13 protein-coding genes are annotated in these 13,113 nt (G+C 67.3%); 9 read left to right on the plus strand and 4 right to left on the minus strand.

Annotated features, from left to right (window positions below):
• Window positions 1–30 precede the first annotated feature (30 nt).
• From infB to JO236_RS17375, 7 genes are all read left to right on the plus strand, one after another.
• Window positions 31–2,859 carry a translation initiation factor IF-2 gene (gene infB, locus JO236_RS17345; protein ID WP_293332998.1) on the plus strand — a complete coding sequence of 943 codons (2,829 nt, stop codon included), beginning with the start codon at window positions 31–33 and terminating at the stop codon, window positions 2,857–2,859.
• Window positions 2,852–3,340: a 30S ribosome-binding factor RbfA gene (gene rbfA, locus JO236_RS17350; protein WP_293333001.1), complete on the plus strand. Its 489-nt coding sequence runs from the start codon at window positions 2,852–2,854 to the stop codon at window positions 3,338–3,340. The genes infB and rbfA overlap by 8 nt, the downstream gene beginning before the upstream one ends.
• Entirely contained in the window at window positions 3,315–4,340 is a 1,026-nt protein-coding gene (locus tag JO236_RS17355) for a DHH family phosphoesterase (RefSeq protein WP_293333004.1), read from the plus strand. The genes rbfA and JO236_RS17355 overlap by 26 nt, the downstream gene beginning before the upstream one ends.
• 141 nt (window positions 4,341–4,481) lie before the next feature.
• A complete protein-coding gene (locus JO236_RS17360; protein ID WP_293333007.1) occupies window positions 4,482–5,378 on the plus strand; it encodes a carbohydrate ABC transporter permease in 897 nt (298 codons plus the stop codon).
• Between the two features lie 47 nt (window positions 5,379–5,425).
• Entirely contained in the window at window positions 5,426–6,211 is a 786-nt protein-coding gene (locus tag JO236_RS17365; protein ID WP_293333215.1) for a carbohydrate ABC transporter permease, read from the plus strand.
• A gap of 6 nt (window positions 6,212–6,217) precedes the next feature.
• Window positions 6,218–7,519 (plus strand): ABC transporter substrate-binding protein, encoded by a 1,302-nt coding sequence (locus JO236_RS17370; RefSeq protein ID WP_293333010.1) that lies wholly within the window; start codon window positions 6,218–6,220, stop codon window positions 7,517–7,519.
• A 4-nt stretch (window positions 7,520–7,523) separates the two neighbouring features.
• On the plus strand, window positions 7,524–8,612 hold the full coding sequence (locus tag JO236_RS17375) for an ABC transporter ATP-binding protein (RefSeq protein WP_293333013.1): 1,089 nt from the start codon (window positions 7,524–7,526) through the stop codon (window positions 8,610–8,612).
• A 65-nt stretch (window positions 8,613–8,677) separates the two neighbouring features.
• Here the strand turns inward: JO236_RS17375 and JO236_RS17380 are convergent, their stop codons facing one another.
• A complete protein-coding gene (locus tag JO236_RS17380) occupies window positions 8,678–9,007 on the minus strand; it encodes a hypothetical protein (RefSeq protein WP_293333016.1) in 330 nt (109 codons plus the stop codon).
• A gap of 94 nt (window positions 9,008–9,101) precedes the next feature.
• A complete protein-coding gene (locus tag JO236_RS17385) occupies window positions 9,102–9,851 on the minus strand; it encodes an enoyl-CoA hydratase (RefSeq protein ID WP_293333018.1) in 750 nt (249 codons plus the stop codon).
• Between the two features lie 124 nt (window positions 9,852–9,975).
• Between JO236_RS17385 and JO236_RS17390 the strand changes: the two genes are divergently transcribed.
• Both JO236_RS17390 and JO236_RS17395 read left to right on the plus strand, forming a co-directional pair.
• Window positions 9,976–10,251, plus strand: a complete 276-nt coding sequence (locus JO236_RS17390) for a DUF2277 domain-containing protein (protein ID WP_293333021.1) — start codon at window positions 9,976–9,978, stop codon at window positions 10,249–10,251.
• Window positions 10,248–10,796: a DUF1802 family protein gene (locus tag JO236_RS17395; protein WP_293333024.1), complete on the plus strand. Its 549-nt coding sequence runs from the start codon at window positions 10,248–10,250 to the stop codon at window positions 10,794–10,796. Before JO236_RS17390 ends, JO236_RS17395 begins: the two co-directional genes overlap by 4 nt.
• On the opposite strand, the gene JO236_RS17400 is transcribed toward JO236_RS17395, so the two are convergent.
• Window positions 10,793–12,448, minus strand: coding sequence for a CocE/NonD family hydrolase (locus tag JO236_RS17400; protein WP_293333027.1), 1,656 nt, complete (start codon window positions 12,446–12,448; stop codon window positions 10,793–10,795). The two genes, JO236_RS17395 and JO236_RS17400, sit on opposite strands and share 4 nt — an antisense overlap.
• A 17-nt stretch (window positions 12,449–12,465) precedes the next feature.
• Window positions 12,466–13,041 (minus strand): DUF3558 domain-containing protein, encoded by a 576-nt coding sequence (locus JO236_RS17405; protein WP_293333030.1) that lies wholly within the window; start codon window positions 13,039–13,041, stop codon window positions 12,466–12,468.
• Window positions 13,042–13,113 lie beyond the last annotated feature (72 nt).

A 13,113-nucleotide genomic window follows, 5' to 3' on the forward strand; every position in this document is an offset into this window, starting at 1 on the left:
ACGACTGTCGCCTCATAGACAGGAGATGTAGTGGCAGGTAAGGCCCGCGTACACGAGTTGGCTAAGGAACTCGGTGTCACCAGCAAGGAAGTCCTCGCCCGGCTGAATGAACAGGGCGAATTCGTAAAATCCGCATCGTCGACGGTGGAGGCGCCCGTCGCTCGCCGGCTGCGCGAGTCGTTCGGCGGCGGCAAGCCCGCCAAGGCCGCCGAGCGGGGCCCGGCGAAGGCCCCTGCCGCGGGCCCGGGCGGCTTGGACAAGTCCCTGGATAGAGCCCTCGACAAAGCGCTCGACAAGGCGACGGGCAACGGCGCGGGGGCGCCCGCCAAGCCCGCGGACACCGGCGTGACCGCTGCTTCCCGGGCCGCGGAGCTGGCCGCCGGTGACGCACCGGCGCGACCGGGCCCCGCGCCGGGCCGGGTGCCCGGCCCGGCCACCCCGCCGCCCGGACAGGCCCCCGCACCAGCGCCGACCCACGGACAGCCACCTGGCCATCCGGTGCCCCAGCCTGGCATGGCGCCCGGACCGCGCCCGGGCCCGGCGCCGAAGCCGGGTGTTCGCACACCCCGCGTCGGCAACAACCCGTTCTCCTCGGCTCAGCCGATCGACCGCCCCATCCCGCGCCCGCCGGCGCCGCGCCCTGGCGCGCCCCGGCCAGGGGCCCCGCGACCCGGCGGTGCTTCGCCGGGCAGCATGCCGCCCCGCCCGGGCGGGGCGGGTGGGCCCCGCCCGCCGCGCACCGGCGCGCCCCGACCCGGCGGCGCCCGTCCCGGTGGACCCGGTGGTGGTCGCCCCGACGGCGGCGGCGGTAATTACCGCGGCGGTGGCGGTGGCGGTGGCGGCGTCGGTGCCGCGCCCGGCACTTCCGGAGGTTTCCGCGGCCGTCCCGGCGGCGGTGGCCCCGGTGGCGGCGGTGGTGGCCGTCCCGGTCAACGTGGCGGCGCGGCCGGCGCGTTCGGACGTCCCGGTGGCGCCCCGCGGCGCGGCCGCAAGTCCAAGCGGCAGAAGCGCCAGGAATACGACTCGATGCAGGCTCCAGTCGTCGGTGGCGTGCGGTTGCCGCATGGCAACGGCGAAACCATCCGGCTGGCGCGCGGCGCGTCGTTGAGCGACTTCGCCGAGAAGATCGATGCCAACCCCGCGGCGCTGGTTCAGGCGTTGTTCAATCTCGGTGAGATGGTTACGGCCACCCAGTCGGTCGGCGACGAGACGCTCGAACTGCTGGGCAGCGAGATGAACTACAACGTCCAGGTCGTCAGCCCCGAGGACGAAGACCGCGAGCTGCTGGAGTCCTTTGACCTGACCTACGGCGAAGACGAAGGCGACGAGGCCGATCTGCAGACCCGTCCGCCGGTCGTGACCGTGATGGGCCACGTCGACCACGGTAAGACCCGCCTCCTCGACACCATCCGCCAGGCCAACGTCCGCGAGGCCGAGGCCGGCGGCATCACCCAGCACATCGGTGCCTACCAGGTCGGGGTCGCCCTCGACGGCAACGAGCGGTTGATCACCTTCATCGACACCCCCGGTCACGAGGCGTTCACCGCCATGCGTGCCCGCGGTGCCAAGGCCACCGACATCGCCATCCTGGTGGTGGCGGCCGACGACGGCGTGATGCCGCAGACCGTTGAGGCGATCAACCACGCGCAGGCCGCCGATGTGCCGATCGTGGTGGCGGTCAACAAGATCGACAAGGAAGGCGCCGACCCAGCCAAAATCCGCGGCCAGCTCACCGAATACGGTTTGGTGGCAGAGGATTTCGGTGGTGACACGATGTTCGTCGACATCTCGGCGAAGGTGGGCACCAATATCGAAGCGCTGGAAGAGGCGGTGCTGCTGACCGCCGACGCCGCCCTGGACCTGCGGGCCAACCCCGACATGGAGGCCCAGGGGGTGGCGATCGAGGCGCACCTGGACCGCGGTCGCGGTCCGGTGGCCACCGTGCTGGTGCAGCGCGGCACGCTACGGGTCGGCGACTCGGTGGTCGCCGGTGACGCGTACGGCCGCGTCCGGCGCATGGTCGACGAACACGGCGAGGACATCGAGGAGGCGCTGCCGTCGCGTCCGGTGCAGGTCATCGGGTTCACGTCGGTGCCCGGCGCCGGTGACAACTTCCTCGTCGTCGACGAGGACCGCATCGCCCGTCAGATCGCGGACCGGCGCAGCGCACGCAAGCGCAACGCCCTGGCCGCGCGCTCCCGCAAGCGGATCAGCCTCGAGGACCTGGACTCGGCGCTGAAGGAAACCAGCCAGCTCAACCTGATCCTCAAGGGCGACAACGCCGGTACCGTCGAGGCCCTGGAAGAGGCCCTGATGGGCATTCAGGTCGACGACGAGGTGGCGCTGCGCGTCATCGACCGCGGCGTCGGCGGCATCACCGAGACCAACGTCAACCTCGCGTCGGCCTCGGACGCGATCATCATCGGCTTCAACGTGCGCGCCGAGGGCAAGGCCACCGAGCTGGCCAACCGTGAAGGTGTCGAGATCCGCTACTACTCGGTCATCTACCAGGCGATCGACGAGATCGAGAAGGCCCTGCGCGGCATGCTCAAGCCGATTTACGAGGAGAACCAGCTGGGCCGCGCCGAGATCCGGGCGTTGTTCCGCTCCTCGAAGGTCGGCCTGATCGCCGGGTGCCTGGTCACTTCCGGCGTGATCCGCCGCAACGCCAAGGCCCGGCTGCTCCGCGACAACATCGTGGTCACCGAGAACCTCAGCATCGCGTCGCTGCGACGGGAGAAGGACGACGTGACCGAGGTGCGCGACGGCTACGAATGCGGTCTCACGCTGGGCTACTCGGACATCAAGGAGGGCGACGTCATCGAGTCCTACGAGCTGGTCGAGAAGCAGCGTGGTTGATCAGGCCAGGGCACGTCGGTTGGAGAAGCGGATCTCGGCGATCGTCGCCTCGGCGATCGAACGCGAGATCAAGGACCCGGGGCTGGCCGGGGTGACCATCGTTGATGCGAAGGTCACCGCCGACTTACACGACGCGACGGTGTATTACACGGTGATGGGACCGACGCTGGAAGACGAGCCCGATCTCGAGGGCGCCGCCGCCGCGCTGGATCGGGCAAAAGGCGTGTTGCGCACCAAGGTTGGCGCGGGCACGGGCGTGCGTTTCACTCCGACGTTGACTTTCGCCCGGGACACCACGTCGGACAGCGTGCACCGGATGGACGAGTTGCTGGCGCGCGCGCGTGCCGCCGATGCGGACGTGGCGCGGGTCCGCCAGGGAGCAACGCCGGCAGGCGAGGCCGACCCGTACCGGCTTGCGGTCGCGGGACAATCATCAGCTGAACCCGAGGGTTTCGGTGACGGCGATCGATCCGAAGACTGAGCTGGCCGGTGTGCGTCGGCGTGACCCCCTGGCGGCGGGGGAGCTAGTCGACGCCGCGGGAGCCGCTGAGTTGCTCTCGGCCGCAGCCACGGTCGCGGTGATCTGTCACGTGCACCCCGACGCCGACACCATCGGGGCGGGACTCGCGCTGGCCCTGGTGTTAGAAAAGTGCGACAAACAGGTCGAGGTCAGCTTCGCCACGCCGGCGACACTGCCCGAATCACTGCGCTCGCTGCCCGGCTGTCATCTGCTGGTCGATCCCGGCGCTATCAGCCGTGACGTGGATTTGGTTGTGACCGTTGACGTTCCAAGCATCAACCGACTGGGTGCGCTGAGCGCACTGGCCGACGGCAGCCAACGGTTGCTGGTCATCGACCACCACGCCTCCAACGATGCGTTCGGCACCGCCAACTTCATCGACTCATCGGCCGATTCCACCACGATGATGGTCGCCCAAATTCTGGACGCGTGGGGCAAACCCATCGACAGCGACGTCGCGCACTGCATTTATGCGGGGTTGACGACGGACACCGGCTCCTTCCGGTGGGCCAGCGCGGACGCCTTTCGGTTGGCCGCCCGGCTGGTTGAGGCGGGTGTGGACAACGCCGCGGTCAGCAGAGCGCTGATGGATACCCATCCGTTCGTGTGGTTGCCGATGCTCTCGCGCGTGCTGGGCTCTGCGCAATTGGTGCCCGACGCCGCCGGCGGGCGCGGTCTGGTCTATGCGGTCGTCGACCACCAGAACTACGTGCGTTCCCGGCCGGAAGAAGTCGAGAGCATCGTCGACATCGTGCGCACCACCCAGCAGGCTGAGGTGGCGGCGGTGTTCAAAGAGGTTGAGCCGCAACGGTGGTCGGTTTCGATGCGGGCCAAGTCCGAAGTGGATCTGGCGGTGGTCGCAGCAACCTTCGGCGGCGGCGGCCACCTGCTGGCCGCCGGCTATTCGACCACCGGCACGATCGAGGATGCCGTTTCCTCTTTGCGCGCCGCGCTTGGCTGACGCCGGGCAGATCGGGGACGCCGGTGCTGCCGAAGTTGTTCACCTCGGATCGGTCGGTGCTCGCCGCGTTGCTGGGCGGTCCCGCAGCGGTGTGACCCGGCGCACCGGGTGCCGCCGAGGTAGCGCCGTTACACTTCGCCGATGACGACGCAGCGCACGCGGCATCGCTCGTGGCGGGACCGCGCGCTGTTCGTCGTCCTAGTGGGACCCAACGCGGCGCTGCTGCTGGTGTTCATCTACCGCCCGCTGGCCGACAACATACGCCTGTCGTTCTTCGACTGGAATATCTCCGACCGCACGGCCCAATTCGTCGGATTGTCCAACTACGCAGAGTGGTTGACCCGTTCGGACACTCGCCAGATCGTGCTCAACACGGTGGTGTTCACCGCGGCGGCGGTAATCGGCTCGATGGTGTTGGGGTTGATTCTGGCTTTGCTGCTCGATCAGCCGCTGCGCGGCCGGAACCTGGTGCGCTCGACCGTGTTCGCGCCATTTGTCGTCTCCGGCGCCGCCGTGGGGCTGGCCGCCCAGTTCGTCTTCGACCCCCATTTCGGTCTGGTGCATGACGTGTTGGGGCGCATTGGAGTTGGCGTGCCTGACTTCTACCAGGACCCGCACTGGGCGATGTTCATGGTGACCGTCACCTACATCTGGAAAAACCTCGGCTACACCTTCGTTATCTACCTGGCCGCGCTGCAAGGTGTCCGGCGAGATCTGTTGGAGGCGGCCGAAATCGACGGTGCCGGCCGCTGGGTCACGTTCCGTCGTGTGCTGTTCCCCCAGCTGCGTCCGACCACCTTCTTCCTGTCCATCACGGTGCTGATCAACTCGTTGCAGGTGTTCGACGTCATCAACGTGATGACCCGGGGCGGCCCGCTGGGCACCGGCACCACCACCATGGTGTACCAGGTTTATCTGGAGACCTTCAGGAATTTTCGGGCCGGCTACGGCGCCACCGTTGCCACGGTCATGTTCCTGGTCCTGCTCGCCGTCACGTACTACCAGGTCCGGGTGATGGATCGAGGGCAGCACGAGTGACCGCGGATCTGCGGCGCAAGACCGCCCGGCTGCTCGGCTATGCGGCGATGGCGTTGGTCGTCGCGCTGATCGCCGGGCCGCTGATATTCGTCTTCTTCACGTCCTTCAAGGCTCAGCCCGACATCTATTCGCAGCCGACCACCTGGTGGCCGCCACGCTGGCACCCGCAGAACTACCGAACGGCCACCGAGCAGATTCCGTTCTGGACGTTCTTGCGCAACTCGGTGATCATCACGTCGCTGCTGGCATCCGTGAAGTTCATCCTCGGTGTGCTCAGTGCGTTCGGCTTGGTTTTCTTGGAGTTTCCGGGTAAGAACGCGGTGTTCCTACTGATCATCGCCGCGCTGATGGTGCCCAACCAGATCACCGTGATCTCCAACTACGCGCTGATTTCGCAAGTGGGCCTGCGCAATACATTTCCGGGCATCATCCTGCCCCTAGCTGGTGTCGCGTTCGGAACGTTCTTGATGCGCAACCACTTTCTGTCGCTGCCCGCCGAGGTCATCGAAGCCGCCGAGATGGACGGCGCGCGGTGGTGGCAGTTGTTGGTGCGGGTGGTGTTGCCGATGTCGGGTCCCACCATGGTGGCCTTCGGCATCATCACGGTGGTCAACGAATGGAACGAGTACCTCTGGCCGTTCCTGATGTCCGACGACGAATCGGTGGCGCCGTTACCGGTGGGACTGACCTTCCTGCAACAAGCCGAGGGCGTGACGAACTGGGGCCCGGTTATGGCCGTGACGCTGCTCGCGATGCTGCCGATTCTGCTCATCTTCATTGTCTTGCAACGACAGATGATCAAGGGTCTCACCTCCGGTGCGGTCAAGGGTTAGCCCGCCATGAACGCCGTGACCCGGAGAGAGTTCCTGGCCCTGGCCGCAACCGCCGGGGTGAGCGCCGGCTGCGCGGGGATGGGCGGCAGTGTCCCGGTGAAGTCGGGATCCGGGCCGATCGCGTTTTGGTCCAATCATCCCGGCCAATCCAGTTCGGTGGAAAAGGACCTCATCGCTCGATTCCAGAGCCAGTTTCCCGATTTGCCGGTCAAGCTGATCGACGCCGGCAAGGACTACGACGAGGTGGCGCAGAAGTTCAATGCGGCGCTGATCGGAGCCGATGTGCCCGACGTCGTTGTGCTGGACGACATTTGGTGGTTCCACTTCGCCCTGTCGGGTGTCATCGCGCCGCTGGATGACCTCTTCGCCGAAGTCGGGGTGGACACAACGGATTACGTTGACTCGCTGCTGGCCGACTATGAGTTCAACGGCCGGCATTTCGCGCTGCCCTACGCCCGCTCCACGCCGCTGTTCTACTACAACAAAGAGGCGTGGGCGCGGGCCGGCCTGCCGGACCGCGGACCGAAGTCGTGGCAGGAGTTCGACGAATGGGGACCTGCGCTGCAGCGCGTCGTCGGCAGTGGGAGATGGGCACACGGCTGGGGCAATGCCGAACTGATCTCCTGGACGTTCGAGGGACCGAACTGGGCATTCGGCGGCGCCTACTCCGACAAATGGACGTTGAAGTTCACCGACCCGGCCACCGTCACGGCCGGCAACTTTCTGCGGGATTCCATCCATCGCCAGCGGTATGCCGCGGTTGCGCACGATGTCGCCAACGAGTTCGCCACCGGCATCTTGGCGTCCACGGTCGCATCCACCGGCGCCCTGGTTGGCATCACCGCGACCGCCAGATTCGACTTCGGGGCCGCACCGCTGCCCATGGGCGCGGACGGAGTCCCCGGCTGCCCGACCGGTGGGGCTGGCCTGGCGATTCCCGCCAATCTCTCAGAAGAGCGAAAGCTCAACGCGCTCAAGTTCATCAGCTTCGTCACCAACCCGGCCAACACGGCGTATTTCAGCCAGCGCACCGGCTATCTGGCGGTGCGAAAGTCGGCCGTCGACGATCCGAGCGAACAGCTGTACCTCGCCGACAATCCGCGCGCCCGAGTGGCCCTCGACCAACTTCCGCACACCCGACCGCAGGATTACGCGCGCGCCTTCTTGCCCGGCGGTGACCGCATCATTTCCGCGGGCCTGGAATCCATCGGACTGAAGGGATCCGACGTGAGCGCAACGTTTACCGATATCAACGATCAGCTGCGGGTCATCCTCGACCGGCAAATCAAGCGGAAGCTGCCGAGTTAACGCCATGGCCACAGTGCGTTATTCCACGGTCACCCACCGCTATCCTGGCGCTGAGACGCCGTCCGTGCACAACTTGGACCTCGACATCGACGACGGCGAATTCCTGGTGCTCGTCGGGCCGTCCGGTTGTGGCAAGTCCACCACGCTACGCATGCTGGCCGGACTGGAATCCGTTGCCAGCGGCCATATCACGATAGATGACGTGGATGTGACCAGGCTGCCGCCACGGGCGCGCGACGTCGCGATGGTGTTCCAGAACTATGCGCTCTACCCGAATATGACTGTGGCGCAGAACATGGGGTTTGCGTTGCGCAACGCCGGCATGCCACGCGCGGACACCAGGCAACGCGTGCTCGAGGTCGCCGACATGCTGGAACTGACTGAGCTGCTTGATCGTAGGCCTTCGAAGCTGTCCGGTGGCCAGCGGCAGCGCGTGGCGATGGGACGTGCGATCGTGCGCCGGCCCCAGGTGTTCTGCATGGACGAGCCGCTGTCGAATCTGGACGCCAAGCTGCGGGTGAGCACCCGGTCGCAGATCTCTGGACTACAGCGTCAACTGGGCACCACCACCGTCTACGTGACCCACGACCAGGTCGAGGCGATGACAATGGGTGACCGAGTCGCTGTGCTCAAAGATGGTGTGCTGCAACAGGTTGACACGCCAAGAGTGCTTTATGACGACCCGGTGAACACGTTTGTGGCGACCTTCATCGGGGCGCCGGCGATGAACCTCATCGATGCCACTGTCGCCAACGGGGTGGTGAAATCGCCCGATCTCGCGATACCGGTTCCGCGTGCCGCCGTCGACCACAACCGGATAGTCGTCGGCGTCCGGCCGGAGTCGTGGGACGTCGCCTCGGCGGGCACCCCGGGAGCCTTGAGGGTGCGGGTCGAATTGGTGGAGGAGCTCGGCTTCGAATCCTTTGTCTACGCAAGCCCCGTCGAGCATCAGGGTTGGTCCTCGCGCGCACAACGCCTCGTATTCCGGACGGATCGCCGCACCGCGGTGCGTATGGGCGAATCGTTGGCGATCGTGCCGCACTGGCGCGAGGTGTGTTTCTTCGACAGCCGCAGCGAGGCGAGGATCGTTTAACACACCTGAGCGTTCACGCTGCGGTCTCGTCGATTACGCAGACCCCCTCCCTGCGCAGCGACTGATCACCGCCCGCTCGATAGGGTGTCCAACCACATGCTTGCTGATATGCCATAAGTCACGATGACAACTCCCAGGCCCAGCGCCGGCCATATCCACCGCGATGACCGCCGCTTAGCCGCCACGAGGGTCCCGATACCGGCCACTAGCAGAGCGACGACGATGCCGCCCCCCAGAATGGCGACCTCGGTATGGGTCTGGTGGTCGAACCGGTGAACCCTTTCAGTGTCGCAGTCTGCGGCCTCGGTGCAGTTCAGGCCCGCCCGCACCACCATCACCGCCGCGAACACGACCGCCGCCGCGCTCATCACCAACTGGGCGACGAACAGCGCCACAGTAGCCCTGACATCTTTTCTATTCCGCGCTGGTGGTGGTTGCGGCTGCCAGGGGCCGGGTTGCCAGGAAGCGGGGTGGTGCGGGTACACCTGGTCAGCGCACCTGGGACCGTCCGCGCTGCAGCACGGCCTCGCGGTTGGCGGCGATGTCGTCGCCGCTGGTGCCAAATTGCCTGGCCGCCATGGCTTCTAACCACAGTCCCGCGCTGGTCTGCGTGTCGTCGATCCGGTGGTAGGACGCCAGCAGTGCCCGCACCGCGCTCTGGTTGTTGCCGACGATGGACGCCGCCACGCCGCGCGCCGTAGTGAGCAGCTGATCGTGCGGCACCACCTCGGTGACGAGGCCCCCGCGTAGCGCGTCGGCAGCGGACAGGTAGTCCCCGGTCATGCTCATCCGCCGGGCCAGGCCCACGCCGACCTTCTGCGGCAGCCGCACGCTGAGCCCCCAGGTGGGCAGCAGGCCCACGCGGGCGTGGGTGTCGGCGAACCGCGCCTGCTCGGAGGCGATCACGATGTCGCAGTACAGGACCAGCTCCAGCCCACCGGTGACCGCCGCGCCGTTGACCGCGCCGATCACCGGTTTGGTCATCGCCGGCCAACGGGGCGAGATGTCCGGCAGCGCGGTCTGCCCGCCCAACTCCTTGAGGTCCAGTCCCGCACAGAACACGGGATCGGTGCCGGTGACGATGACGACGTCGACGCTGGAGTCGGTCTCGGCGTCGGCCAGCGCACCGAAGAACTGATCCCGCAGCGCCGCGGACAGCGCGTTGCGTGACTGCGGCCGGTTGAGAGTCAGGGTGCGGACCCGCTCGGTGGTGTCGATCAGCAGGACGTCGTCGGTCATGGGTTTCACCGTAGTTACGGCCGCGCGAGCAGACGCAAATGCCCCGCGACACGCCGGTCACGAGGGGTGTTTGCGTCTGCTCGCGCCGGGCGCGGGAGGCGACGCCGCGGTTATCGTTGACGGCATGTGTCGCAACATCACCGAACTGCGCGGGTTGGAGCCGCCGGCCACGGCTGAGGAGATCGCGGCGGCGTCGCGCCAGTATGTGCGCAAGGTCAGCGGCGTCGTCCACCCGTCAGCCGCCAATGCCGAGGCGTTCGAAGCCGCGGTCGCGGAGGTCACTGCCACGACCAGGCGGCTGTTGGAGGCTTTGCCACCACGCCGACAGCCGCCGAAGAGCATCCCGCCGCTGCGCCGGCCGGAAGTGCTCGCCCGGCTGGGCTCGGCAGGTTCGCAATGACGCAACCCGCGCTCAAGGAGTGGGGCGCGGCCGTGCACGGCCTGCTGGACGGTCGCCAAACCGTATTGCTGCGCAAGGGCGGCATCGGAGAAAAACGCTTCGAGGTGGCCGCTCACGAGTTCCTGTTGTTCCCGACGGTCGCGCACAGCCACGCCGAGCGGGTCCGACCCGAACACCGCGACCTGCTGACGGCGGCGGCCGGCGATAGCACCGACGAGCACGTGCTGGTGCGCGCCGCTGCGAAAGTTGTTGCGGCACTGCCCGTTAACCGGCCAGAAGCGCTCGAAGAGATCGAAGAACTGCACATTTGGACCGCCGACTCGGTGCGCTGCGACCGGCTCGACTTCCGGCCCAAACACAAACTGGCCGTGTTGGTGGTCCAGGCCATGCCGCTGGCGGAGCCGGTTCGGTTGACCCGAACCCCGGAGTACGCGGGCTGCACCAGTTGGGTGCAGCTGCCCGTGCGGCCGGCCCTGGGGACGCCGGTACACGATAACTCGGCGTTGACCGAGGTTGCCGCCCGGGTCCGCGAGGCCGTCGGCTAACCGACCGGCAGCACCAGCCGGGAGCGCCCGAAGTGCACCGAGTGCGTGGCCGCTTTCAGCTGACGACCCGTCAGCGCCGGTTCGTCGGTGCCGAGGTTGCGCGCATAGCGGGGGAACCAGCTGCCGGTGATCAGGACGCGGATGCGGGAGCCGGCCTTGAACCGGTGGGCGGTGGCGTCGAGTTCGATCTCGACGGTCTCGGCAGCCGGGCCCAACCGGCGGTAGCCGTCGCTGACATTGTGGGAGCGGCCCTTGACGTCGACCTCGCTCACCCGGACGAACAAGTCGACGTTGGGATTGTCCGAGGTGTGCTGCAGCTCGATGACCGGGTTTCCGTAAACGGACAGATCGTGGGCGAGGGTGGCGCCGGTGAAGGCGAGCACGTCGTCGCGCGATGCGAGCTTGCTGTCATCGCGGTATCCCCCGCTGGGGGCGAGCAGCGGGCCGCCGACCATCGGCGTCGGGTGTGCCGGGTCGTAGCGAAAGCTCGCGGGTGGCGCGGCGGCGGGAGCGGTCTCGCCCAGATGGCCGCGCGGATGCAGATACAACGGGTGGTCGGTCGTGGCGGGCGGCCAGTCGGGCAGGTTGCGCCAACCCTGGTTATTGACGAACACGCGGACCGTGCTCGGCCGGTTGAGCGCCGGCGCGCCGCCCAGGTGCGCATCCAGCCAGTCCAGTGATTCCTGGGCGACGGTGGACAGGCCCTTGGTGAGCATCTGGGTGTGGGTCCACGGACCGACCGTCAGCGCGACGTTCACGCCCCGGTCGTGCAGATGCTGGTATTGCCGCAGCGTCTGGCCCACGAAGATGTCCTGCCAGCCGCCCAGCAACAGCACCGGAACCTGCACGCGATCCAGCGCGGCGGGAAATCGCAGCCGGTCCCAGAACGCGGCGTCGTCGTCGACGTTTTCCACCCACGACTCGAACCATGGCGCGCCTGCGCCGAGCAGAGCCCGGGCCGACTCGCCCAGCGGTACCTTGGCGAGCGCGCGCGCCACCTTGCGCGGGCCCGTCAGTTGGCGAATGCCGGTCAGGAGGCGTCCGGGATCTTCCTGGTGGGCCACCATATGGCTCCAGCCCAGGAAGTCGTTGACTGCGAACGTTCCGGTGCCCCACACGGAGTCGCGGAAGTCGTGCGGCCCCACGGCGATGACGGCCGCGGCCAGCTCCGGCGGCGGGTCGGCCAGCAACGCCCACTGGGTGAACCCCAGGTAGGACAGCCCCACCGTGCCGAACCGGCCGGTGAACCAGGGCTGCTCGCGCAGCCACACCACCGTGTCGGCGCCGTCCGCGGCCTCGTTGACCATCGGCTCGAATTGGCCGCCGGACCCGAAAGTGCCGCGAACGCTCTGCAACACCACGTGGTAGCCGCGGGCAGCATAGATCCTGCCGAACACCAGCGAAAACGGAAACGCGCGTCCGTAGGGTCCACGGACCAGCAAAGTTCCGCGCGGCTCTGAGGTGATCGGCGCGTAGTGGTCGGCTACCAAGCCGACGCCGTCGCGCATCGGCACCCGCACGTGGCTCACGGTGTAGCGGGTGGTGGCCGGCGGCAAGCCCAACGCCGCGCCGACAACGTTGCCGCCCACCCTGGTCACGTTGCGCAGCCGGGGCCGGCCCGCACGCGTGGAAGTCGTGCCGACGGTGCCCACGAGCCCAGGTTGAGTAGCTAGAACTTGTAGTACGGGACCAGGTCGTTGGCCCGCTGCAGGTTGGTGGGCATGCAGTCGACTTCGGGGTTGGAGTAGATCGTCGAGAAGAACAGCGACTGCTGGATTACGCCGTAGCTGGTCTTGAACGTGACCATGCAGGAGTAATACCAGTAGCTGTTGTGGTAGGTGGGCTTCAGCACCCAGAACTGCGCGGCGCGGTGACCGGCGATCGTGGTTTCGACGGCGTCGGCGGGCAGGCTCTGGGCGTACGTGCGCCAGATGATGGGCTCGATGGCCATCTGATAGTTACCGGCGTCGAGGTGGCAGCGCAGCCCGTCCTCGTGGTCCGGCGGGGTGAACGCCAGTCCCAGCTGTTGCAGCGCGTCCAGCGGCATGTCCTGGCAGGGGTCGAAGGGGCTCGGGTCTGTGGTGGCCACGATCGGGCTCTTCATCGTCGTTTCCATCGGCTGCGCCGTCGATCGCAGCTCGACGGCCTTGCCCGGCACGGGCGCCGGCGGGGCACTCTGCCAGCCAACCACAATCGCCGTGATCAGCGCACCGAGCGCTCCGATCAGGCGCACCTTGGTGAACATGCCACCCCCTGGCCTCGGCGGTCCTTTGCCGGGAGTGTACAAGTCGCGTCGCTGCCGTCACAGGGGAAACAG

The sequence above is a fragment of the Mycobacterium sp. genome (assembly GCF_019247635.1).
Lineage (GTDB): Bacteria > Actinomycetota > Actinomycetes > Mycobacteriales > Mycobacteriaceae > Mycobacterium.

Excerpts from the sequence above, each read along its gene's own strand:
- JO236_RS17360 (WP_293333007.1), top strand. The coding sequence starts at position 4,482 with ATGACGACGCAGCGCACGCGGCATCGCTCGTGGCGGGACCGCGCGCTG.
- JO236_RS17365 (WP_293333215.1), top strand. The coding sequence starts at position 5,426 with ATGGCGTTGGTCGTCGCGCTGATCGCCGGGCCGCTGATATTCGTCTTC.
- JO236_RS17370 (WP_293333010.1), top strand. The coding sequence starts at position 6,218 with ATGAACGCCGTGACCCGGAGAGAGTTCCTGGCCCTGGCCGCAACCGCC.
- JO236_RS17375 (WP_293333013.1), top strand. The coding sequence starts at position 7,524 with ATGGCCACAGTGCGTTATTCCACGGTCACCCACCGCTATCCTGGCGCT.
- JO236_RS17385 (WP_293333018.1), bottom strand. The coding sequence starts at position 9,851 with ATGACCGACGACGTCCTGCTGATCGACACCACCGAGCGGGTCCGCACC.
- JO236_RS17390 (WP_293333021.1), top strand. The coding sequence starts at position 9,976 with ATGTGTCGCAACATCACCGAACTGCGCGGGTTGGAGCCGCCGGCCACG.
- JO236_RS17395 (WP_293333024.1), top strand. The coding sequence starts at position 10,248 with ATGACGCAACCCGCGCTCAAGGAGTGGGGCGCGGCCGTGCACGGCCTG.
- JO236_RS17405 (WP_293333030.1), bottom strand. The coding sequence starts at position 13,041 with ATGTTCACCAAGGTGCGCCTGATCGGAGCGCTCGGTGCGCTGATCACG.